At 67.6% G+C, this 23169-nt stretch carries 18 protein-coding genes and 1 pseudogene; 8 read left to right on the top strand and 11 right to left on the bottom strand.

Annotation, left to right across the window (positions count from 1 at the left end; genetic code table 11):
- Position 1: 1 nt before the first annotated feature.
- The 4 genes from ABQ039_RS19370 to ABQ039_RS19355 are packed head-to-tail and all read right to left on the bottom strand — an operon-like array spanning position 2 to position 7138.
- A complete protein-coding gene (locus tag ABQ039_RS19370; protein WP_374057825.1) occupies positions 2-1696 on the bottom strand; it encodes a glycoside hydrolase family 43 protein in 1695 nt (564 codons plus the stop codon).
- Positions 1696-2955, bottom strand: coding sequence for a D-mannonate dehydratase ManD (gene manD / locus ABQ039_RS19365; protein ID WP_211921291.1), 1260 nt, complete (start codon positions 2953-2955; stop codon positions 1696-1698). Before manD ends, ABQ039_RS19370 begins: the two co-directional genes overlap by 1 nt.
- 11 nt (positions 2956-2966) lie before the next feature.
- Complete coding sequence (locus tag ABQ039_RS19360; protein WP_349778643.1) at positions 2967-4931, bottom strand: sialate O-acetylesterase; 1965 nt, start codon at positions 4929-4931, stop codon at positions 2967-2969.
- Entirely contained in the window at positions 4928-7138 is a 2211-nt protein-coding gene (locus tag ABQ039_RS19355; RefSeq protein ID WP_349778644.1) for an alpha-glucuronidase family glycosyl hydrolase, read from the bottom strand. Before ABQ039_RS19355 ends, ABQ039_RS19360 begins: the two co-directional genes overlap by 4 nt.
- 161 nt (positions 7139-7299) lie before the next feature.
- Between ABQ039_RS19355 and ABQ039_RS19350 the strand changes: the two genes are divergently transcribed.
- Entirely contained in the window at positions 7300-8373 is a 1074-nt protein-coding gene (locus ABQ039_RS19350) for a LacI family DNA-binding transcriptional regulator (protein ID WP_349778648.1), read from the top strand.
- 69 nt (positions 8374-8442) lie between these two features.
- Here ABQ039_RS19350 and xylA read toward each other — a convergent pair whose 3' ends face one another.
- Positions 8443-9780 (bottom strand): xylose isomerase, encoded by a 1338-nt coding sequence (gene xylA / locus ABQ039_RS19345; RefSeq protein ID WP_349778645.1) that lies wholly within the window; start codon positions 9778-9780, stop codon positions 8443-8445.
- A gap of 481 nt (positions 9781-10261) precedes the next feature.
- Between xylA and ttcA the strand changes: the two are divergent.
- The 3 genes and pseudogenes from ttcA to ABQ039_RS19330 all read left to right on the top strand — a co-directional run.
- Positions 10262-11182: pseudogene (ttcA, locus tag ABQ039_RS19340) on the top strand (tRNA 2-thiocytidine(32) synthetase TtcA); the annotation flags it as partial.
- A gap of 82 nt (positions 11183-11264) precedes the next feature.
- Entirely contained in the window at positions 11265-12170 is a 906-nt protein-coding gene (locus ABQ039_RS19335) for a recombination-associated protein RdgC (protein ID WP_007974628.1), read from the top strand.
- A 739-nt stretch (positions 12171-12909) separates the two neighbouring features.
- Positions 12910-13695, top strand: a complete 786-nt coding sequence (locus ABQ039_RS19330; RefSeq protein ID WP_164737123.1) for a SprT family zinc-dependent metalloprotease — start codon at positions 12910-12912, stop codon at positions 13693-13695.
- Positions 13696-13845: 150 nt separating this feature from the next.
- On the opposite strand, the gene ABQ039_RS19325 is transcribed toward ABQ039_RS19330, so the two are convergent.
- From ABQ039_RS19325 to hemH, 3 genes are all read right to left on the bottom strand, one after another.
- Positions 13846-14133 (bottom strand): hypothetical protein, encoded by a 288-nt coding sequence (locus tag ABQ039_RS19325; RefSeq protein ID WP_024937605.1) that lies wholly within the window; start codon positions 14131-14133, stop codon positions 13846-13848.
- A 140-nt stretch (positions 14134-14273) separates the two neighbouring features.
- Positions 14274-15140 carry an alpha/beta hydrolase gene (locus ABQ039_RS19320; protein WP_349778616.1) on the bottom strand — a complete coding sequence of 289 codons (867 nt, stop codon included), beginning with the start codon at positions 15138-15140 and terminating at the stop codon, positions 14274-14276.
- Positions 15141-15142: 2 nt separating this feature from the next.
- Positions 15143-16108, bottom strand: a complete 966-nt coding sequence (hemH, locus tag ABQ039_RS19315; RefSeq protein WP_039521260.1) for a ferrochelatase — start codon at positions 16106-16108, stop codon at positions 15143-15145.
- A 152-nt stretch (positions 16109-16260) separates the two neighbouring features.
- Between hemH and ABQ039_RS19310 the strand changes: the two genes are divergently transcribed.
- From ABQ039_RS19310 to tatC, 4 genes are all read left to right on the top strand, one after another.
- Positions 16261-17163 (top strand): YSC84-related protein, encoded by a 903-nt coding sequence (locus tag ABQ039_RS19310; RefSeq protein ID WP_349778613.1) that lies wholly within the window; start codon positions 16261-16263, stop codon positions 17161-17163.
- A gap of 73 nt (positions 17164-17236) precedes the next feature.
- Positions 17237-17464, top strand: a complete 228-nt coding sequence (gene tatA / locus ABQ039_RS19305) for a Sec-independent protein translocase subunit TatA (protein WP_016904256.1) — start codon at positions 17237-17239, stop codon at positions 17462-17464.
- 15 nt (positions 17465-17479) lie between these two features.
- Positions 17480-18118, top strand: coding sequence for a Sec-independent protein translocase protein TatB (tatB, locus tag ABQ039_RS19300; protein WP_349778612.1), 639 nt, complete (start codon positions 17480-17482; stop codon positions 18116-18118).
- Complete coding sequence (tatC, locus tag ABQ039_RS19295; protein WP_024937600.1) at positions 18115-18852, top strand: twin-arginine translocase subunit TatC; 738 nt, start codon at positions 18115-18117, stop codon at positions 18850-18852. Before tatB ends, tatC begins: the two co-directional genes overlap by 4 nt.
- Before the next feature lie 182 nt (positions 18853-19034).
- On the opposite strand, the gene ABQ039_RS19290 is transcribed toward tatC, so the two are convergent.
- From ABQ039_RS19290 to ABQ039_RS19280, 3 genes are all read right to left on the bottom strand, one after another.
- A complete protein-coding gene (locus ABQ039_RS19290; protein WP_016904253.1) occupies positions 19035-19934 on the bottom strand; it encodes a BPSS1780 family membrane protein in 900 nt (299 codons plus the stop codon).
- Positions 19935-19979: 45 nt separating this feature from the next.
- On the bottom strand, positions 19980-20744 hold the full coding sequence (locus ABQ039_RS19285; RefSeq protein WP_016904252.1) for a glutamine amidotransferase: 765 nt from the start codon (positions 20742-20744) through the stop codon (positions 19980-19982).
- 539 nt (positions 20745-21283) lie between these two features.
- A complete protein-coding gene (locus tag ABQ039_RS19280; protein ID WP_054591723.1) occupies positions 21284-23098 on the bottom strand; it encodes a GspE/PulE family protein in 1815 nt (604 codons plus the stop codon).
- Positions 23099-23169 lie beyond the last annotated feature (71 nt).

Raw genomic sequence — 23169 nt, 5'->3', positions numbered from 1 at the left:
GTCAGTCCTCCTGGGTGCGGTGCGGTTCCAGCTGGGCAAACGGCCCGATCATGCTGCCGACGAAGCCGCCGGCCTGTGCGGTGCTGAGCATGCCCGCAGCATCGTTGCGGTGTAGCGATTGCCAGCCGCGCCCATCGGCATCGAAGGCAAAGCTGTACGCGTCGCCGTCGCCGCTGATCTGCAGGCGTAGCTGCACCGTTGCGGGGACGCGGGTGCGTGCGAGCGTGGTGGTTCTTACGCCCTCGCGCTTGTCGAGAAAGACGTCCAGCGCATCGCCGTTGCGTCGCACGCCCAGCGCATACCACGCGTTGGAATTCTGCAAGGCGGCGAGCCCGGCGCTGACGCCGGCCTGCGTGGGCACCGCCAACGCGGTGCTCGCGGTAAAACGCGTGTGTTGCTGGCGCCGCGCGAGGAAGGCGGGTGTGGTTGTGCTATCCAACCCTTGCGCACTGGCATGCAGGGTCAGCCAACCGGTGCGTGCGCTTAGATCGGCCACCTCATGTTTGGGCACACGCAAGGAAAGCCATTCGCGCTGCAGCGAGGTGCCGGCGAAGTCGTCGCGCCAGGTGAAGTTGCCCGACAACGGCGCTTGATCGGCCGGGGTCTTGGCGCCGCGCGGGCTCTGTGCGACATACGGAATCGGCTCGCCGGCCGGCAGGATCGACGGCCAGCCATCGCGCCAGTGCACTGGCAGCAAGAAGGTTTCGCGCCCGGTGTTGTAGCGTTCGCCCGCATACGGGCGGCTGGCCAGGAACACCGCCCACCATTGCCCGTCCGGTGTGTCCACCAGATCCACATGCCCGGCATTGCTGACCGGGTGCGCGCGCCCGGCCGGCAGGTCGCGTTGGGTCAGGATCGGATTGTGCGGCGAGGCCTCGAACGGCCCCCACACAGTGCGGCTGCGCAGCACCACCTGCGAATGCTGCGGCCCGGTGCCGCCTTCGGCACACGAGAGGTAATACCAACCGTCGCGTTGATACAGATGCGGGCCTTCGATCCAGATCGGCTTGCTGGCCAGATCCACCCCACCGTTGAGCAACACCTTGCGCGGGCCGACCGGTTGATTGTTGGCGAGGTCGAAGCGCTGCATCCAGATCGCGCGGTGGCCTTCGTACAACGGCGTGCCTTCCGGCGGGCCGTTGTTGAGCAGGTAGGCGTTGCCGTCGGTATCGAAGAACAATGACGGGTCGATGCCGTCGATGCCCGGCAACCACGTCAATGCCGACCATGGGCCTGCGGGATTGCTGGCGCTGGCGATGAAGTTGCCGCCGCTGTCGACAGAGGTACCCACCACATAGAAACGCCCGGCATGATGACGGATGCTGGCAGCGAACATGCCACGCGACACGCCCAGCCCGTCGTAGTCGAGCTGTTCGCGGCGCTCGACCACATTGCCGATCTGCGTCCAGTGCACCAGGTCGGTACTCTCGAACACCGGGATCGCCGGGAAATACGCGAACGTGGAATTGACCAGGTAGTAACGCTCGCCCACGCGTGTCACGCTGGGGTCCGGGTAGAACCCGGCCAGCACCGGGTTGCGGTAGTGCCCGGGCGGTAGCGGCATGGCGAACACCGCATCGTCGCCGCGATACTCGAACCAGTCGAAGGCGACATCGGCTTTTGCTTGCGCCTGCACGCGCGCAGGCGCGGCCACCGCAAGCAGCAGTGCCGCAAGCGCGGCCGGCAGCCAGCGCATCACCAGTCCCACATCGCACCGTCTTCCAGCCGCGCGATCGGCAACTGCTTGGGCACGTAGGGATACTTCGCGGCCAGGGCCTCGTCGATGTCCACGCCATGCCCGGGTGTTTCGCCGCAATGCAGGCGGCCATCGCGGAACACGTAATCGTGCGGGAACACCGCGTTGGCCTCGTCGGAATGGAACATGTATTCCTGGATGCCGAAGTTGGGCACCCAGGTGTCGAAGTGCAATGCCGCGCCCATGCACACCGGCGACAGGTCGGTGGCGCCGTGGAAGCCGGTGCGCACCTGATGCAGCGCGGCGAAATCGGCCAGCCGTCGCACATGGGTGATGCCGCCGGCGTGGACAATCGTGGTGCGGATGTAGTCGATCAGTTGCTGCTCGATCAGGTGCTTGCAATCCCACAGCGAATTGAACACCTCGCCTACCGCCAAGGGGGTGACCGTGTGCTGGCGGATCACCTCGAACGCGCGCTGGTTTTCTGCAGGGGTGGCGTCTTCCAGCCAGAACAGCCGGTACGGTTCCAGGTCGCGGCCCAGCCGAGCGGCCTCGATCGGGGTGAGCCGGTGGTGGGCATCATGCAGCAGTTCGATCTCGTCGCCATGATCGCTGCGCAATTGCTCGAACAATTTCGGCACCACGCCGAGATAGCGCGGCGTGGACCACACCGTTTCGGTCGGCAGCTCGCTCTCGGCCGGCTCATACGGTTTGCCGCCGCTGGAAATGCCGTAGGTCTTCTTGATGCCGGGCACGCCGCACTGCGCGCGGATGGCGATGAAGCCCAGCTCGCGGAAGCGGCCGACTTCATCGCTGGTTTCGGCGATATCGCGGCCATTGGCATGGCCGTAGACCAGCGCGCCCTCGCGCGAGCGCCCGCCCAGCAGCTGATACAACGGCAGGCCGGCCATCTTGCCCAGGATGTCCCACAAGGCCACGTCCACCGCGGCGATCGCGCTCATCGTCACCGGGCCGCGCCGCCAGTACGCACCGCGGTAGAAGAATTGCCAGATGTCTTCGATGCGGCCGGCATCGCGGCCGATCAGGTTCGGCACCAGGTGTTCCTGCAGGTACGCCGCCACCGCCAGTTCGCGGCCATTGAGCGTGGCATCGCCCAGCCCGGTGATGCCCGAGCGGGTGCGGATCTTCAGGGTGACGAAGTTGCGGCCCGGGCAGGTGACGATGACGCGCGCCTCGACGATCTCGCGATCGCGGGCCGAGCCTTGCAGCGGAGCAGGGGAGTCGGGAGTCTGTGACATCGTGGTCTCGCTCAGGGAGAAGTGGCGGCAGTGAGGGGGAGCTCGAACGGGCCGGCCGGCAGGCCGCTGCGGTCGTACAAGGTACATACCGGGCTGTCGGCCCAGCAGTAGCGCACGCGCGTGACGGCCAGGCCGGTGGGAACGCGCAGGCTGATGGCGTGGTCGTGCAAGCTGGCAACGGCATAGCGGCAGCTGTTGGACGCGGCGCCGCACAGCTCGAAGCCGATCGGCGCATCGGCGCCATAGCTGAGCAAGGCGGTATCCACATCGTCGAAGGCGATGCGCACGCTGTCGCCTTCGCGTTGCGCGCTGCGCGGCACCGGGCCGGAGGGCGCAAGCGCCTCGCCGTACACCACTTGCCGCGCCGCGCGCGCCAGACGCCGGCCCAGTTCCTGCTTGTTGGCCGGATGGATGTCGTAGCGGTCGCCGATGTCGATCGTCACCGCCAGGCCCGCATGCGCATCGTTGGCGACGAAGCGGCGTTGCGCCTCGCGCAGCTGCGCCCAGCCGCTGTCGACCGGCTGGGTGGGCGGCGCGCCATAGTTGGCCAGTTGCACGATCAGCAGTGGCAACTGCGCACCGAAGCGCTGCCGCCAATCGCGTTGCCATGCAGCGAGCAAGGCCGGGTAATGCACCGCATCGCCGGCATTGGATTCGCCCTGGTACCACAGCACGCCACGCAGGCCGAGCTGGCCGAGCGGGGCGATCATGCCGTTGTACAAGGTGGTCAGCCCGGCCGCCGACGACCACGGCGCGCGCGGTGGTGAGCCCAGTTGCGGCGGCACGATGCGGTACTGCCAGGGCGCATCCAGCCGCAGCGTGCTGCCATCGGCGAACTGTAGCGCACGCGATTGCGCATCGCCCAGCAGCCCACCGCGCCGATAGGTATTGAGCACATTGAGCACGATGGTGTTGCGCCCGGCATGCAGGCGCCCGCGCGGCACGCTGTAGCGACGCGGCTGGTCGGCGCCGTAACTGCTGCCCACGCCGTGCCCGTTGACCCAGGTCTGGTCCAGCTCGTCCACCGGCCCGAGCAACAAGCTGGCGTCCTGCGCGGCCTGCGCCGGCGTCAGCTCCACGCTGGTGCGGTACCAGACCATGCCGTTGAAGCCGACCAACTGCGGCACGCCCCAGTCGTCCCACGCGCCCAATGCCGCCGGTGCGGTTTGCCAGGCGCCGGGCGCATCCGCCTGCCAGGGCTCGCCTTCGCCGTGCGCATGCCACCAGGCCTCCCACAGCGCGCCCCAGTGCGGCGCGGCATCCACCGGGTCGCGTGCGTAACGCGCCAGCACATCCAGCGCCGGGCCATCGTCGCCGGCAGCGCGCAGTGCCTTCTCGCCGATCCAGGCCTGCAGTTGCGAGCCGCCCCAGGAGGCATTGATCAGTCCCATCGGCACATCGACGGTCTTCTGCAATTCACGTGCGAAGTAATAGCAGGCCGCAGAAAACTCCTTCACCGTCTCCGGCGTGGTGCGCTGCCATGCCGCAGCGCCACCGAAGCGGCGCTGCGGCGTCGGGCTGGACTGCGCCGGCACCTTGAACATGCGGATGCGCGGGTTGTCGGCATCGGCGATCTCGCTGCGTGAATCCAGGGTGCGATGCACCTGCAATTCCATGTTGGATTGGCCCGAGCACAGCCACACATCGCCGATCAGCACGTCATTGACCTGCTGCGTCACGCCCGTGCTGGTGCGTGCGCTCAAGCTGTACGGGCCACCCGCGGCGTGCGCGGGCAGGCGTGCTTCCCAGTGGCCTTGCCGATCTGCGCGTGCCTGCACCTGCTGCGCATCCAGTTGCACGCTCACGCGCGCGCCAGGGGGTGCATCGCCCCACACCCGGATCGGTGCATCGCGCTGCAACACGACATGCTCTTGAAACAGCGCATGCAGCAGCGGCGCATCGGCCGCCTGCGCCAGGCGCGGCAGCAGTGCTGCACAGAGCGTTGCCATGATGACCGTCGAGAGGCGCGCGCTCATTTCGGATTCCCCGGTGCATACGGAAACTTCAGTGCCTGGTAATACGCCAACGGATGCGCCGGCGGCGCCGTGCCGGCCGGCAACGGCCGCCCGGACACGCGCTGGAAGTAGGCGATGCTGGCATCGCGCCACCACTGGGCTTCGTCCTGCTGGATCGCCAGGAAGTTCGCTACCTGCTGGTAACGCGGCGGATCGATCCTGCCGGCCAGGCCCTGCCAGGTCGCGCGCATGGCACGCACCTCGTCCACGCCATGGTCGTAATGCCATACCAGCTCGTCCCACAGCGGCCGCCCGGAGGCCATGCGGTGCTCCCAGGGCACATGGTGGAACCACAGCAGGTAATGCTCTGGCACGCGCTGCACATCGCCGAACATGCGAGCCACCGGCCTGGCGTATTGCGCCACCGCATTGCTGCCGCTGGCACTGCGATCGAAACCGATGCCGTCGCGATCGGCGCGGTGGTAATAGACCGGGTCCCAGTCCGGGCGCTCGCTGCCCGCATCCCAGGGTGCCGGGCCGTAGTGATGGCCACGCCCCATCAGGTGATGCAGGCCGAGCGGGGTCATGTAGTCCACCACTGCCTCGCGCGAGCGCAGCATCATGTCGACCACGGGCGTCACCACGTCAGCATCGTTGGAGAAGCTCATGCGCGCCCACTCCTGCGCGATCGCCTGCGGCGACAACTGCGGGTTCCACGCCAGCCGCCCGTACGCATACCAGTTGGCCTGATCGAAGATCGAGCCGCTCCAATTGCGGTCCGCACCGATGTTGGCCACCCCGGCAATGCCGGTCAGGCGCGTGCGTCTGGCATCATTGAAGAGCGTGCCATCAACGGTTCTGGCAACGGTCGAGCCCTTGCCGCGTGCATAGGTGTCGGCCTGCAGGGTTTCGGCAAACAGCGTGCCCAGATAGGCCAGATGGGTGGAGAAGCCCAGATACTCCTTGGTGATCTGGAACTCCGGCATCAACGGCGTCTTGCGCATCGCACCGAACAGCGGATGGAACGGCTCGCGCGGCTGGAAGTCGATCGCCCCGTTCTTGACCTGCACAATCACGTTGTCGCGGAACTGGCCATCCAGCGGCAGGAACTCGCTGTACGCCTGCTTGGCGCGATCGTCCGGTTGCTCGTGCGAATAGACGAATGCGCGCCACATCACCACCCCGCCGTGCGGCGCCAGCGCGTCGGCCAGCAGATTGGCGCCATCGGCATGGCTGCGCCCGTAATCCTGCGGGCCGGGCTGGCCTTCGGAATTGGCCTTGACCAGGAAACCGCCGAAGTCCGGAATGCGTGCATAGATCTGGTCGGCGGTGTCGCGCCACCACTGGCGCACCTGCGGATCCAGCGGGTCGGCGGTCGTCAAACCGCCGATCTCGATCGGCGCGCTGAAGCGCGCGCTGAGAAACACCCGGATGCCGTAAGGGCGAAACACCTTGGCCAGTGCCGCCGCCTTGTCCAGATACTGCGGCGTCAGGCTCCAGGCCTTGGCGTTGACGTTGTTGAGCACACTGCCGTTGATGCCCAGCGATGCATTGGCGCGCGCGTAGTCGGTGTAGCGCTGATCCAGGTAACCCGGCAGGGTCTGCCAGTTCCATAACGAGGCGCCGGCATAGCCGCGCTCGACCACCCCGTCCAGGTTGTCCCAGTGGTTGAGCATGCGCAGCTGCAAGCGCGGCGACTCGCGCAGGTCCAGCGCGGCCAGCGACTGGCCGGTCTGCAGCAGGCGCAGGAAGTGGAATGCCCCATACAGCGCGCCGACATCGCTGCCGCCGACGATGGCGATGGTGCGATGCCCGTCCACGCTGACACTGCGGATCAGATAGCCCTCGCGGCCCAGGCCGGTGGTCTGCAGCTGCAATGCCGCGATCTGCGGCGCAGCGGACGCGCCCAGCAAGATCGCCCCATCGCGCGTGACATTCGCGGACGACTGCGGCGCAGCACCAAGCAGACCCGACAGTCCGCGCTGCAATTCTTCACGTGCAGCCTGCAACGTCGGCGAGTCGCCGGCGACGATCAACTCGCTTGCGTTGCCACGCAACTGCGCCGCGTCGGCCAGCGGGTGGTAGCGCAACCATAAATCGTAGCCATCCTCGGCCCGCGCGCCGGCACTGGCCAGCATCAATCCGCACAGCAACGTCAGCGCCAGCCACCACGGCTGCGTCAACGCTGTGCAATACGCGCCGCAGCGCCGCGTTGCACGCGCGCTCATGCGGCATGCTCCAGCGACATCACCGCACGCCGCGGTGTATCGCCGCTCTGCCTGCTTCCCGGTACCATGCGTCGCATCGTCATGCACGCAGTCGGCGCTTGCGTTACTGCAGCGGGTTGTGTGCATCGTGCAGGTTCGCCACCCACTTGAAGAGGCCACGCTTGGAGAAGGTCAGGAAATCGGTCCGCCGCACCAGCCGCGCGACCACCATCGACGAGGTGGCGGCGCTGGCGAAGGTCTCGCCGATGACGGTCTCGCGCGTGGTCAATAACAACGGCAGCGTGCGCGATGCCACCCGTGCACGCGTGCTGCGCGCGGTCGACAAGCTGGGCTACACGCCCAACCTGGCGGCCAGTGCCCTGGCCGCCGCGCAGAGCACGCGCATTGCGTTGATCTACAGCGATCCCAGCGGCGCCTACCTGCGTGAGTTGCTGCTGGGCGTGTTGCGGGTTGCCTCGCGCACGCCGATCCAGCTGGTGATCGATTGCTGGGACGACCTGGATGCCGACGCCGAACGCCGTGCCGCGCGCAAGCTCGCCAAGGGCGTGGCCGGGGTGATCCTGCCGCCGCCGCTGTGCGAATCCAAGGCCGCGGTACTGGAGCTGGTGCGCGCCAAGGTGCCGGTGGTGGCGATCGCCTCCAACCGTTTCAGCCCGGATGTGGCCTGTGTGCGCATCGACGAATTCGCTGCCGCCAAGGAAATCACCGAGCATCTGATCGCGCAGGGCCACACGCGTATCGGTTACATCGCCGGGCATCCCAACCTGTCTGCCAGCACGCGTCGCTTCGAGGGGTTCCAGGCCGCGCTGGCCGATGCGGGCCTGCGGCTGGACCGGCACCTGGTGCAACCGGGCGACTACACCTACAAATCCGGCCTCGTCGCTGCGGAAAAACTGCTGGCGCGCAAACGCAGCCCCAGTGCCATCTTCGCCAGCAACGACGATATGGCCGCCGCCGCAATCTCGGTCGCGCATCGACGCGGGCTGGATGTGCCGCGCGATCTGTCGGTGGTCGGCTTCGACGACACCTCCGCCGCCACTGCGGTATGGCCCGAACTCACCACCGTGCAGCAGCCCATCGCCGCCATGGCCGACGCTGCGCTGGACATCCTGTTGAAGACGATTCGCGCCAAGGAGCGCACGGCGAAGATGGTCGATCATGTGGTCGCGCACCTGCTGGTCAAGCGGGATTCGGTGGCCGCACCGGCGGCGCCGGATGCAACGGAACAGCCATGACGCTGCACGCGGTTCTGCGTGCAGGCCGCCGATGGTCGCCTGCGCGTGCAGGCGACCATCGGCATAACATCAACGCGTCAGATACTGGTTGATCAGGTTCTCGTAGGCTTCCTGACGGCCGCTGGGCTGCTTGGGTTCGTTGCCGGCGGCGTACTTGGCCAGATCCACCAGCGTGCTGCTGCCGTTGGCGAAGTCCGCGCCCGCGCCGCTGTCGAAGCTGGCGTAGCGCTCGGCGCGCCACTGCTCCAGCGGCGAGGAGGTCAGCAGCGCATTGGCCACTTCCAGCCCGCGTGCGAACGCGTCCATGCCGCCGATATGCGCCAGGAACAGATCCTGCGGGTCGGACGACTCGCGGCGCACCTTGGCATCGAAGTTCAGCCCGCCCGGTGCCAGCCCGCCCTGGCGCAGCACCACCAGCATCGCGCCGACGGTGTCGTACAGGTCGGTCGGAAACTGGTCGGTATCCCAGCCGTTCTGCGGGTTGCCGCGGTTGGCATCGATGCTGCCGAGCAGGCCGGCATCGGATGCCACCTGCAGGTCATGCTCGAAGCTATGGCCCGACAAGGTGGCGTGGTTGGCTTCGATGTTCAGCTTGAAGTCCTGGTCCAGGCCGTGCTGGCGCAGGAAGCCGATCACCGTGGCGCTGTCGAAGTCGTACTGGTGCTTCATCGGCTCCATCGGCTTGGGCTCGATCAGGAAGTTGCCAGTGAAGCCGATCGCGCGGCCGTAGTCGCGTGCCAGGGTCAAGAAGCGCGCCATGTTGTCCTGCTCGCGCTTCATCTGGGTGTTGTGCAGGCAGGCATAGCCTTCGCGGCCGCCCCAGAACACGTAGTTCTCGCCGCCCAGCTCGACGGTGGCATCGATGGCGGCCTTGACCTGCACCGCCGCACGCGCCACCACGTTGAAGTCCGGGTTGGTCGACGCACCATTCATGTAACGCGGGTGCGAGAACAGGTTGGCGGTGCCCCACAGCAGCTTGATGCCGGTATCGGCCTGGCGCTGCTTGGCAATGCCGACCATGTGCTTGAGGTTGCTCTGGTACTCGCCGATGTCGTCGGCATCGGGCGACAGGTCGATGTCGTGGAAGCAGTAGTACGGCACGCCGAGCTTGGTGAAGAATTCGAACGCGGCATCGGCCTTGGCTTCGGCGCGATTCAACGCGGTGTTGCCGATATCCCACGGGTACGCGCGCGTGCCCGGGCCGAACGGATCGGCGCCGTTGCCGCAGAAGCTGTGCCAGTAGGCCACGGCAAAGCGCAGATGCTCGGCCATGGTCTTGTCGCCGACCTGCTTGTTGGCGTCGTAGACCTTGAACGCCAGCGGGTTGTCCGAGTCGCGGCCTTCGAAGCCGATCTTGCCGATACCGGGGAAATATTCCTTGGCGCCGATGTAGACGGTGTTGCTCATGGGGTGGAACTCCTGCAGAGAGGCGAGGGGAGAAGGGAGAGGTGTCACACGCGAGTGACCAGCCACGCAGCGCAGCGATCGCGCATGCAGGCCGTCACCGCCGCCACCGGCGCGCACTCTCAATCAGCGCCGGGAACGAACGCCGGCACGGGGCCTGACCCGTGCCGCGCAGAATGTTAGCGCTACCACAATCGCGACCGAAAAAAGCCGCGCGATGGAGCGAAGCTGAAGATGCCATGCCGATCCCGAGTGAAGCGGTCTGCCCGACTTTACCCAGCCCGGCGCCGAAAGGCTTGCTGCGCTGCGAGATGTGCGCTGCCCCGAGCACCTGCGGCACACCTCTAGCGGTGATCGGCTCGCTAGCGCCCCGGCACCGCCAAACCAGCGCCGGACACCCCGCCCGCAAGCGGCTGACCGCCCGTTCAGCCGCGTACGCGCGGCGCCGGCCCGCCGCGCGCCGGGCAGCTACAATGGCCGGCTTATGACCGCTGTCCTGCCGCTGCCGCAACCCCTGGCCGACCCCGCGCCGCGCGACCCGCGCCAGCGGTTGCAGCGTGAGCAGCTGCGCCTGGGCAAACGCCTGCAGCGCCAGGTGGGCCAGGCGATTGCCGACTTCGGCATGATCGCCCCCGGCGACAAGATCATGGTCTGCCTGTCCGGCGGCAAGGACAGCTACACCTTGCTGGACATGCTGCTGCAGTTGCAGCGCAAGGCGCCGGTGCCGTTCACCCTGGTGGCGGTCAATCTGGACCAGAAGCAGCCCGACTTCCCCGCGCAGGTGCTGCCCACTTACCTGCGCGGGCTGGACGTACCGTTCGACATCGTCGAGCAGGACACCTATTCGGTGGTCAGCCGGGTGATTCCGGCCGGCAAGACCATGTGTTCGTTGTGCTCGCGGCTGCGGCGCGGCGCGCTGTATGCCTACGCGCAGGCGCATGGCGTGACCAAGATCGCGCTTGGCCACCATCGCGACGACATCGTGGCCACGTTCTTCATGAATCTGTTCCACCACGCCCGGCTCGCGGCGATGGCACCCAAGCTGCGCAGCGACGACGGCGCGCATGTGGTGATCCGCCCGCTGGCCTACGTGCGCGAAGCCGATATCGCCGCCTACGCGCAGGCGCGCCAGTTCCCGATCATTCCGTGCAACCTGTGCGGCAGCCAGGAAAACCTGCAGCGCCAGCAGGTCGGGCGGATGCTGCAGCAGTGGGACCGCGAGCAGCCCGGGCGGGTCGAGCAGATCGCCCGCGCGCTGGGCGATGTGCGGCCCGAGCAACTGGCCGACCGCACCCTGTTCGATTTCCTGGCGCTGGGCCGCAACGGCGATGCAGCACCGCCCGATCCCGATCCCGATCCCGATCCCGATTCCAGCGCCTGGCTCGCCGCCGGCGACAGCGCACACACACGACAGCGACTGACGCGGCCATCGCGGCGCCGGCAGTCTTTCCACCCTCCCCGTTTCTTCCTCCTCTTCGGTCCGACGCATGTTCTTTCGTAATCTCACCCTGTTCCGTTTCCCGACCACGCTGGATTTCTCCGAGATCGACACGCTGCTGCCGCAAGTGCAGCTCAAGCCGGTCGGCCCGCTGGAAATGAGCTCGCGCGGTTTCATCTCCCCGTTCGGCCGCGACGAGCAGGAAGTGCTCTCGCACCGTCTGGAAGATTTCCTCTGGCTCACCGTCGGTGGCGAGGACAAGATCCTGCCCGGCGCGGTGGTCAACGACCTGCTCGAGCGCAAGGTCGCCGAGATCGAAGAGAAGGAAGGCCGTCGCCCCGGTGGCAAGGCCCGCAAGCGCCTCAAGGACGATCTGATCCATGAGCTGCTGCCGCGCGCCTTCGTCAAGAGCTCGCGCACCGATGCCATTCTGGACCTGCAGCACGGCTACATTGCGGTCAACAGCTCCAGCCGCAAGAGCGGCGAGAACGTGATGAGCGAGATCCGCGGCGCACTCGGCAGCTTCCCGGCACTGCCGTTGAATGCCGAGGTCGCACCGCGCGCCATCCTCACCGGCTGGATCGCCGGCGAACCCTTGCCCGAAGGCCTGAGCCTGGGCGAAGAGTGCGAGATGAAGGACCCGATCGAAGGCGGCGCAGTGGTCAAGTGCCAGCACCAGGAACTGCGCGGCGACGAGATCGACAAGCACCTGGAAGCCGGCAAGCAGGTCACCAAGCTGGCGCTGGTGCTGGACGACAATCTGTCGTTCGTGCTCGGCGACGATCTGGTGATCCGCAAGCTCAAGTTCCTCGACGGCGCACTGGACCAGCTCGAACACAGCGAAGACGACGGCGCACGCGCCGAACTCGATGCCCGCTTCGCGCTGATGAGCGCGGAAATCCGGCGCCTGTTCCTGCTGCTGGAAACCGCGTTGAAGCTGAGCAAGGCCGAGTAAGCGCAACGGTCGAGCGGTGGCGTCGTGTTGTCGCGATCGGGTGCTTGAGTCAAACGCACGGTGAGTCGAGTGCGCGGTGCCCTCACCGCTCGCGGGACACGCCGTGCATCCGTTCGTGGAGTCTCCTTGGCGGCATCCATGCCGCCACGGGTCCCGCAACCGGCAAGGACACCGCACCAGAAAGTTGGCCGCTTGATTTCTTGAAAGCGTCTTTCCTGGCTTGCGCTGCGCCAGGCAATGAAAAGTTTGCAGCTTGCGTGCTGAAAGCCTGTCCACCGCTCTGCATGCAAAAGGGGAAAAGCTGGTCGACGCACAGTGATCCGACCAGCGCAGGTCATGCCCTGTTTGCAAACATGCACACCGACCATCTCGACTGGCCCTTGCCCGCCCACCGTCGCGGGACCTTACGCGGCATGGATGCCGCGTAAGAGCCTACAAGGACGTACTTGCGGCGTGTCCCGCGACGGTGGGCGGGCAAGGGCCCTGCAGCCAAGTCGCCGATCAGCCGCTCTGCAACTGTTCCATTCGCGCTATCCAGTACGACGCCCAAAGCACAGAGACTCGGCCGTGCTGGGCGGGCAAGGGCCCTGCAACCAGGCCGCAGATCCAGCGACGTCGGCTGCGCCCACCTGGCGGTGGGCAGCGTCGTTTGCCAGTCGCTCAAAGAAGTCGTGCCAACATCGAATGCATCAATCGCTTCGTCTCACCACCTGACACATCGCAGCGCTATCCTGTGCCCATGTTCAAGCCCGTCCGCCGCCTTATCGCGCCCGCCCCGCAGGTTGTCGAACGCGATTGCCTGCGCCTGCAGCTGGACGGGCGCGAGATCGCGGTGCTGCGCGTGCGCGACCCGCGTGCGCGGCGCATCAAGCTCAGTGTGGACGAACGCGGCGCGCGGCTGACCTTGCCACTGCGCGCAAGCCTGGTGGCCGGCGAACGCTTTCTGCAGGCGCATCTGGACTGGCTGAGCACGCAATTGTCGCGTTATCAGCAGGTGGATGCGTTTCCGGCGCTGGAGCGTGGCGTGCCGGGGCTGCTGCCGTTACGCGGTGCCCTGTTGCCGCTGAGCTGGCACGACGGGCGCTACGCACGCATCGAGGTCACCGATGACGGCGCGCAGTTCCATGTGCCGACCCGCCTGGGCGATGCAGGCCTGCGCCGCACGCTGAGGGAATTCTACGAAGCGCAGGCGCGCGCCGATGTTGGCCGCTGGTTGCCTACCTATCTGCCCGGCCTGCCGCGCGCCCCGGCGCGGGTGCGGCTGAAGGTGATGTCCTCGCAGTGGGGCTCGCTGGCACCGGATGGCTCGATGGCGCTGGATCTGGCGCTGGTGCTCGGCCGCCCGTCCGCGTTCGAATACGTGCTGGTGCACGAGCTCTGCCACCTGTTGCAGGCCAACCACTCGCCGGCGTTCTGGGCCGAGGTGGAACAACGCTTCCCCGCCTGGCGCGACGAGCGCAGCTATTTCCACGAGCACGGCCGCCAGCTCAAGGCGCAACTGCGGCGGTTGTTGCAGGTGGAGTGAGGCCGGTCGTCGCGATGCAGTTGCCGTCGCTGTGGCGGCGCTCCTGCAACGATCAAGGCGCGAAGTCGGGGCGCCAATGCGCTTCGGGTTTTCGGAGAGCTGCTGCGCGATGACGCGGCCAGCGAAGCGACATAGCGCCACGCGGCTGCGCTAGCGCCATTGGTAAGACGCGGCGCGCGCAAGGTGGCGGCAGGCCAGCGGCGACAGCCACGCAAAGCGCCTGGTCAGGGCACACTCGATGGCCGCGATGCCGGCCTGCAGCTCGCGTGCCGATCCCCAATGGTCGGCGTCGCAGGCCACCGACCAGACTTCATCCAGGCGCCGGCGATCGTCCGGATCCAGTTGCGGCGACGCGTGCACCGTCTCCAGGAACGTCCCTGGCAAACTCCACTGCTCGAAGGATTCGATCGCGGCGACAAGCCGGTCTGGATGGCCCATTGCGCTAGCTCAACGGTGCCAGGATGCCGTGCGCCGCTGACGATGCCTGCTGGCACTGAGGTCTGCTGTCGCATGCAAGGCAGCAAGCACGAACGTCAGCGCCGTGGCATCGCGCAGGATGCATGCACGCATTCCACGCATCACGCGTGCGGCGGCGGCAACGACGCCAGGAATCCATTGATCACCGCCGCCACCGCGTCCGGCGCTTCCATGTGCACATGATGCGTGCCGGGCAACAACTGCAGGCGTGCATCGCGCATCAGTGCCACGCGGTGATCGCGCAGGGCATCGGGGAAGTACACCTGCGCCGGCGTGGCGAAGATGGCCTGGGTCGGGCAGGCGATGGAGGCCAGCAATACGTCGATCTGCGCTTCGGTCATGCGGATCGCGGTGGGCAAGGTCAGGCGGGGGTCGCTGCACCAGCTGTAGCCGCCTTCGACCGCGCAGACCCCGCGCTCCACCAGCAGCCGCGCGGCCGGTTCGGTGAGCTGGTTGGCCATCATGCGTGCGCGCACCGGCATCTCCATCGACGGAAACACCCGCAACGGCCGCTGCGCCAGCGTGCGTGCCGACGCCACCGCATCGCGCAGGCGGGTGGCGGTGCTCTCGACCGGCTCGGCCAGCGCGCCCAAGGCCTCGATCGCGATCAGTGCCTCGACGCGTTCCGGCGCCGCAGCGGCCAGCAGGCTGGCGACGCCGCCGCCCAGCGAGTGGCCGAGCACGCTGAAGCGATCCCAGCCCAGATCATCGGCCACCTGCAGCAGGATCGCGATCGCGCTGCTGAGCGTGTATTCGGCGCCGGTCGGCAGCCACGCGCTATGGCCGTGACCGGGCAGATCCAGCAACACCAGATCCAGGTCCTGCGCGTGCATATGCGCGCTCAGCGGCAGGAAGCTGGCGGCATTGTCGAGCCAGCCATGCAGGGCCAGCACCCGGCGCGGGCCACGTTCGGGGTTGCGCAGCCCGGTGACCCGGCCGATCGCCAGGTCGCACGCAAACGGCTCCAATCTCACGCGCGTCGCGCCACTGCGGCCAGTGCCTGTGCGTGCGCCGGGCTGGCGTTGAGGCAGGGGATGTAGCTGAGCGTGGCGCCGCGTTCGGCCAGCGTTTCGGCAAAGCCCAGCGCCACTTCTTCCAGGGTTTCCAGGCAGTCGGTGGCAAAGCCCGGGCAGACCAGGTCGAAGCTGCGCACGCCGCCTTCGGCCAGTTTCCACAAGGTCGGCTCGGCGTACGGCTGCAGCCAGCGTTCCGAACCGAAGCGCGACTGGTAGCCCATCTGCCATTCGTCCGCGCCCAGGCCGAGCGCGGTGACGATAGCCTGCGCGCTGCGCTCGCATTGCTGCGGATACGGGTCGCCGGCATTGGCCACGCGCTGCGGCAGGCCGTGGAAGGAGAACATCAGCTTCTCGCTGCGCCCATGCGCCTGCCAGTGCGCGCGGATCGAATCGGCGATCGCCGCGACCCAGCCGGCGTCTTCGCAATAGTCCTGGATCACCTCCACCGCGATCTCCGGCGCGCTTGGGCGCCAGGCATCGATCACGTCCTGGATCGAGGCGGTGGTGGTGGTGGAATACTGCGGATACAGCGGCAGCACCACGATGCGCCTGATGCCGCGCGCGCGCAGGCCATCCAGCGTCTTGCGCAGCGCCGGGGCGCCATAGCGCATGGCCCACTCCACGTGCCAGTCCGGCATGACCTCTTTCAGGCCCTCGGCCAGACGGCGCGTGTACACCGCCAGCGGCGAGCCGTCCGGCAGCCAGACCTTGGCGTATTTCTCGGCCGACTTGGGCCCGCGGATCGGCAGGATCACCCCGTACAGCAGCGGCTTCCAGAACAGCGGCGGGATCGCGACCACGCGGCGGTCGCTGAGGAACTCGGCCAGGTAGCGGCGCACGGCCGGGGCGGTGGGCGACTCGGGGGTGCCGAGATTGACGACCAGCAGGGCGGTATCGGGGGTGGTGTTCATGCGCACCATTCTGGCAGAGCGCAGCGGTGCTGCCGAGGACAGCGCATCGATCGCCGCCATTGACCGCCTCTGCCGCCTGGCTGCGCTCACCACCGATTCATTGCGCCACCACTAACGTCGCGCCATTGCTATCTTTGACGGATTGTCCTCTGGAGCTTGTCATGCCTCGTCTGTCGCGCCTGGCCCTGTTGTTGTCGCTGACCTTCGCCGCCGGCCATGCCGTCGCCGGCCCGGAAGAGGACCAGCGCGCGCGTAACGCGGTGCGCGTGCTCAACGAGATCATGAAGATCCCCGAGCAGGCGATCCCGGACAAGCTGCTCGACGAGGCGCGCGCCATCGTGGTCATCCCCGACACGCTCAAGGCCGGGCTGGTGATCGGCGGCCGGCGCGGGCACGGCCTGATGTCGATGAAGAATGCCGATGGCAGCTGGTCGCAGCCGGTGTTCGTCAAGCTCACCGGCGGCAGCATCGGCTTCCAGGCCGGCGTGCAGTCCTCCGACGTGGTGCTGGTGTTCCGCAACGACCGCAGCCTGGACAACATCGTCAACGGCAAGTTCACCCTCGGTGCCGATGCCGGCGTGGCCGCCGGCCCGGTCGGCCGCAATGCCGCCGCCGCCACCGACGGCCAGCTCAAGGCCGAAATCTGGTCGTGGTCGCGTGCCCGTGGCCTGTTCGCCGGCGTGGCGCTGGACGGTGCGGTGCTGCAGATCGACGATGCCGCCGACCTCAACGCCTACGGTGGCGGCGCCACCCCGCGCATGATCTTCGAAGGCCGCACCAACGAGCGTGCCTCCACCGACGTGATCGCCTTCCGCGACCGCCTGGAAGAGGCGACCTACACCGCACGCGCCAATCGCGGTACCGATGGCAGCGCCGACGACGGGGCCAGCGCGCCGCGTCCGGCAACGCCGCCGCCGGCACAGGCGACCACCACGCCGCCGCCAGCGGTGAACGAGGCCAGCACCATGCCGATGCAGCCCAGCACGACGCCACCGCCGCAGCAGGGCTTCCAGCCGGTGTCCGATGGCGAAATCCGTACCGAATCGCTGGACGGCAACCGCTGACAGGCTGTCATCCCCCTGCGCGGTGCGCTGGGGTATCCTGCGTCTTCCTTCTTCTTCAGCAAGCGAGCAGATCATGGGCGGTTTCAGCATTTGGCACTGGCTGATCGTGCTGGTGATCGTGTTGCTGGTGTTCGGTACCAAGCGGCTCACCAGCGGTGCCAAGGATCTCGGCAGCGCGGTCAAGGAATTCAAGAAAGGCATGCACGACGACGACAAGCCGGCCGGCAAGCTCGGTGACGACACCCGCACGGCCGAGCAGGCACGTGAGGCGCAGGCCGAGCGCGATCGCGACGCGCGTTGATCCGGAGCGGCGTCGGTGTTTGACATAGGTGTTGGCGAACTGACGCTGATTGCGATCGTCGCCCTGGTGGTGCTCGGTCCCGAGCGCCTGCCCAAGGCGGCCCGGTTTGCCGGACTGTGGGTGCGCCGCGCGCGCATGCAGTGGGATTCGGTCAAGCAGGAGCTGGAGCGCGAGCTGGAAGCCGAAGAGCTCAAGCGCAGCCTGCAGGATGTGCAGGCCTCGCTGCGCGAAGCCGAAGACCAGCTGCGCACCAAGCAGCAGCACCTGGAGCAGGGCGCCCGCGCGCTGCACGACGAGGTGGGGCGCGATATCGATATCCGCAGCCCGGCCACACCGGTGGCGACACCGCTGGAGCTGGCGCATGCGGATCTGTCGGCCGGGGCGACTGCCACGTCGGCAGCGGGCGCTGCGGATGCGGCCGACCATGAGGCCGCACCGCTCATTGCCCAGGCCCAGCCGATTGCGCCGGCGCCCCATCAAACCTTGGTACCGGCCCCGCACGACACCGTGGTGCCGGCGCCGCATGCTGCGCATCTCAGCAGCACCGGCGCGCAGGCGCAGACGCCGGCCACCACCACGCCGCTGGAGCCGAGCACGCTGAAAGCGCCGACCGAGCCGGCTGCGCCGGGCAATATCCAGGAGAAACAGCCGTGAGCCTGTTCGACGACGCACAGGCCGAAAGCAGTCTGATCGAGCATCTGGTCGAATTACGCGCGCGCCTGGTGCGCGCCCTGATCGGCCTGGGCGTGGTGCTGCTGGCGTTGCTGCCGTTCTCGCGTGCGATCTATTCGTGGCTGGCCGCGCCGCTGATTTCGCAGCTGCCGCTGGGGCAGACGATGATCGCGATGAACCCGGCCGGCGCGTTCTTCGCACCGCTCAAGCTGACCTTCTTCGTGGCGGTGTTCGTCAGCGTGCCGTGGCTGCTGTACCAGGCCTGGGCCTTCGTGGCGCCGGGCCTGTACCAGCGCGAAAAGAAACTCGCATTCCCGTTGCTGGCCTCGGCAGTGGCGCTGTTCTACATCGGCTGCGCGTTCGCGTATTTCCTGGTGTTGCCGGCGGTGTTCCACTTTTTGACCACGTTCAAGCCGGACGTGATCGCCATTACTCCGGACGCCAATTCCTACCTGGATTTCGTGCTGGCGATCTTCTTCGCCTTCGGTGCGAGCTTTGAGCTGCCGGTGGCACTGGTGATCCTGGTGCTGCTGGGCTGGGTCAGCCCCAAGCAGCTGAGCGAAGGCCGCGGCTATGCCATCGTCGGCATCTTCATCCTGGCCGCGGTGCTCACCCCGCCGGATGTGGTCTCGCAGCTGATGCTGGCCATCCCGATGTGCCTGCTCTACGAGCTGGGTATCGTCGCCTCGCGCGCGGTGGGGCCGAAGCCCGCCTAGCGCTTTCGCCGCGGTGAGGCGCGCCGCCATGCAGGCGCGCAATCCGGCATCACCCGAACGCAATCACCCCCGTAGGAGCGCACCCGGGCGCGACTGGGGCTCTCCCGTGGAAGGCTTCGTCGCGCCCGGGTGCGCTCCTACGGATCAGGGTTTTGTTGTCAGCACATCGCCGGTCAAGGCGATCAGGCGGCGAACACATCCGGGCGCGACGGTGCCGTGGGCTGCGCGGTTGCGCCTGCGTGGGTGAACATCTGCTTCCAGGCGGCGTACACCGAGCCGGCGAATACCGGCATCAGCACCGCCATCAGCAGCAGCTGGGCCAGCCACATCGCCACGGTCTGGCCGGCCACCAGGCCGACGATCAGCGCCACGATCATCACCGCAAAATAGATGGCGAAGATGGCGATGAAGGCCAGCACGAAGAACACCAGCATTGCCGGCAGGTTGTGCAGGCTGGCGCGCAGACTCTCGCGCAGTGCATGGCCGCCGGTGCTGCGGTCGAACATCACCTGCGGCGGCATCACGAACAGCGCCAGCGTCATCGCCGCGAAGGTGGCGATGGTCAGCAGCAGCCACAGCAGGATGCGCCCGGCCGGCAGGCTGGCGGCCAGCTGCTCGATCTGTACCGGATCCGGCTGCGCGCCGGACTGGCTGATCTGGTTGATCTTGATCATCACCTCGGACAACTGCTGCAGCCCGCTGGCGCCGATCATCACCAGCAGCAGCACGCCCAGCAGCAGGCCGGCGATCAGCTGCGGCAGCAGCGACACCAGCAGATGCGGCGCGCGGCCGTCCTGCAGGCCGTGCAGCAGATGCGACGGCTTGGCGATGCGGCCTTCGTCGACCTCGCGGATCGCCCACAGCAGGCCGCCCATGAACAGCGGGCCGGCCAGCACCAGCAGGAACTGCAGGGCCGGGCCCAGCAGCGGTACCAGCACCGACAGCGACACCACCAGGGTGGCCGCCACGCTCCAGATCACCCCCAGCGAGCCAAGCGCCAGCGGCGCCCGCTTCAACAGCGAGAAACCGGTCAACAGCCATTCTGCGCCGGCAGACGCCGGCACCTTGCGGATTTCGCTCATTCCCATTCCGGATCGATACGCACCGGACCATCCGGCGTGACGCGATTATCGCTGCTTTTGCGTGTGTGCGGCGGGATGAGTGGTCACTGTTTGCAGGCCGCGTGCGTGATGCACGAACCGGCGCAGCAGCTTGCGGGCGATCGGCGCGGCGGTGACCTCGCGGGCGACCGTGCGGGCGCAGTGCCCGTGGCGGGCAATGCACTCGGCGCGCGCCTGCACATAGCCGCGCATGTGGTGGGTGGCGAACTCGGGGTGGAACTGCACGCCCCAGGTGGCCTGCCCCCAGCGGAAGGCATGGCAACGGTCCTGCCGCGAATGCGCCAGCACGATGGCGCCGTCCGGGGCGCGCACCACGGTTTGCATGTGGGTGGCGTGCGCCGGGAAATGTGCCGGCAGGCCGGCAAACAGCGGGTCCTGCTCGGCCGGTGGGTGCAATTCCAGCGCGATGGTGCCGGACTCGCGCCCGGCCGGGTTGTAGTCGACTTCGCCACCCAGCGCGTGCGCCAGCAGCTGGTGCCCGTAGCAGATGCCGAGCAGTGGCATGCCCTGGTGGGCGGCATCGCGCAGCCAGGCGGCACTGCGTTCGCTCCAGTCGGCGCGGTCGGTGACGTAGGCGGCCGAGCCGCTGACGATGGTGCCGGCAAAGCCGTCGCGGTCGGGCAGGCGGCCGCCATTGGCGACATCGACGGCGACGGTCTCATGCTCGGCCAGCCCGGCCGCGACGCGGATCCAGTGCCGAAAACGGCCGTATCGCTTCATCTCCGGCACGGGATGCCCGGTTTCGATGATCAGGAACGGCAAGGCGGACATGCGGACGGAAATCCAGCAGCGACTGATGTGCCCGATTGTAGGCAGCTCCAGGCGGTTTTTTTCAAGTGGCGTGCCAACGCATGCAGCTAAGGTTATTCCGGATGGCTATGTGCTGATGGCTGGGGGGCGGGGCGCTGGTGACTTGCGCTGTGTGGATGTAAGAGCAGTGATGGCTGAGATGGCTTGTGCCACGTCGGTTTCCGACTCGGTTGCCGCGGTGATCGTGCGCCGCCGATCTGGTTGTACTCGGCCGTGCCGTGTACCTGGTCAATGGTGAGGCCTGGTCCCTGCCAATGGCGGCATGTGCGTGCCGACGTAGCCTCATCCGCCCTTCGGGCAGCTTCTCCCGGTGGGAGAAGGGAGCAAACGGTGGGAGAACGGAGCGAGCCCCTCTCCCGCCGGGGCGAGAGGGCACGGCTTGCGCGCCACTGGCGCGCGTGCCTTGGAGCGCCCGCGTCGCAAACGTGGGCCGGGCGGGGAGCGGGGGGTGAGGCGAGGGTCGCCTGTGCCGGTAACCGTGCAAGTCCCAGTCGATCCGCCTAGTCCCGCGGTGGCAACACCGACAACACCTCTTCCACCGTGGTCAGCCCGGCGGCGACCTTCTCCAGGCCGGTGCGCCGCAGCGTGCGCAGGCCCTCGCCACGCGCGGCGTGGCTGAAGCTGGCCAGGTCGGTGTCGGCGCGGATCAGGCTGCGCAGGCGCGGGCTCACCGGCAGCAACTCGTACAGGCCGACACGGCCCAGGTAACCGGTGCGGCGGCATTCCAGGCAGCCGACCGGCGCGTGTACGTTCAGCACCTGCGGCAGTGCTTCGCCCGGCTCGCGGATCGCCGCCCACTCATCGTCGCTGAGCGTATGCGGGCGCTTGCAGTGCACGCACAGGGTGCGCACCAGCCGCTGCGCCAGCACGCCGTTGAGCGTGGACGCCACCAGGTAATGCGGCACGCCCAGGTCCAGCAGGCGGGTGATCGCCGAGGCGGCGTCGTTGGTGTGCAGCGTCGACAGCACCAGATGCCCGGTCAGCGAAGCCTGCACCGCCATCTGCGCGGTCTCCAGGTCGCGGATCTCGCCGATCATGATGATGTCCGGGTCCTGGCGCAGCAGCGTGCGCACGCCGCTGGCAAAATCCAGGTCGATGTTCTGTTGCACCTGCATCTGGTTGAACTCGGGCGCGATCATTTCGATCGGGTCCTCCACGCTGCATACGTTCACGTCCGGCGTGGCCAGACGCTTGAGCGTGGAGTACAGCGTGGTGGTCTTGCCCGAGCCGGTCGGGCCGGTGACCAGCACGATGCCGTGCGGGCGCTCGACCAGCGCGCTCCAGCCGGCGGCCTCTTCCGGGCTGAAGCCGAGCTGCTCGATGCTCTTGAACGCCGAATCCGGGTCGAAGATGCGCATCACGCACTTCTCGCCGAACGCGGTGGGCATCGTGGACAGGCGCATTTCCACCTCGCGCCCACCCGGCGACCGGGTCTTGATGCGGCCGTCCTGCGGGCGGCGACGTTCGGCCAGGTCCATGCGGCCGAGCACCTTGATGCGGCTGACCACCGCGGTCATCACCGACGGTGGCACTTCCAGCACCTTGTGCAGCACCCCATCGATGCGGAAGCGCATGCGCCCTGCCTCGCGACGCGGCTCCAGATGGATGTCGCTGGCCCGCTGTTCGTAGGCGTACTGCAGCAGCCAGTCGACGATATGCACGATGTGGTGGTCGTCGGCATTGACGTCGCCGGCGCGGCCCAGTTCCACCAGCTGCTCGAAACTGGGCAGGCCGGCACCCGGTTCGGCGCTGCGCACATCGCCGCGCGCGCCGCGCACCGACTGGGTCACGCCGAAGAACTCCATCGTGTAGCGATGCAGGTCCAGCGGGTTGATCAATGCCAGCTCGATGCGACGCCGGCTCAGATGCTGCACGTCGGCCAGCCATTCCAGCGCCAGTGGCTCGCTGGTGGCGATCAGCACGCGCTCGGCATCCAGCGCCAGCGGCAGGATGCGGTGGCGGCGCGCATACGCATGCGAGACCACACCGGTGACCGCGGCCACATCGATGCGGGTGGGATCGATGCGCAGATAGCGCAGGCCGGTGCGGGTGGCCAGCCATTCGGTCAGCCGTTCCAGCCCGAGTTCGCCGGCCGGCGGCTGCGCGGCATGCAGCTTGAGATTGGCCAGCAGCACCAGCGGATGCACCTCGCTGGCATTGCGTACGCCGGCGGCGGAGAACTGCACGCGCTCGTGTTCGTGCGGCACCACCATGCCATCGGCGAGCAACGCGGCAGCCACCGGGTCGAACATCAACCGGCCGCGCGGCAGGATCGCCGCTGCGCTGTCTGGATCGGCCGTACGCCGCTGTTCCATGTTCGATGTTCCCCTGCGGCGGTGCTCCGCGGCAAAGCGCTGCGGGTCGGCCGGTATACTAGCGCACCCCT

The sequence above is a fragment of the Xanthomonas sp. WHRI 6108 genome (genome assembly GCF_040202385.2).
Taxonomy (GTDB): Bacteria; Pseudomonadota; Gammaproteobacteria; order Xanthomonadales; family Xanthomonadaceae; genus Xanthomonas; species Xanthomonas arboricola.
Note: the sequence above shows the minus strand (reverse complement) of the source record. Positions and strands in the feature narration are given on the sequence as shown.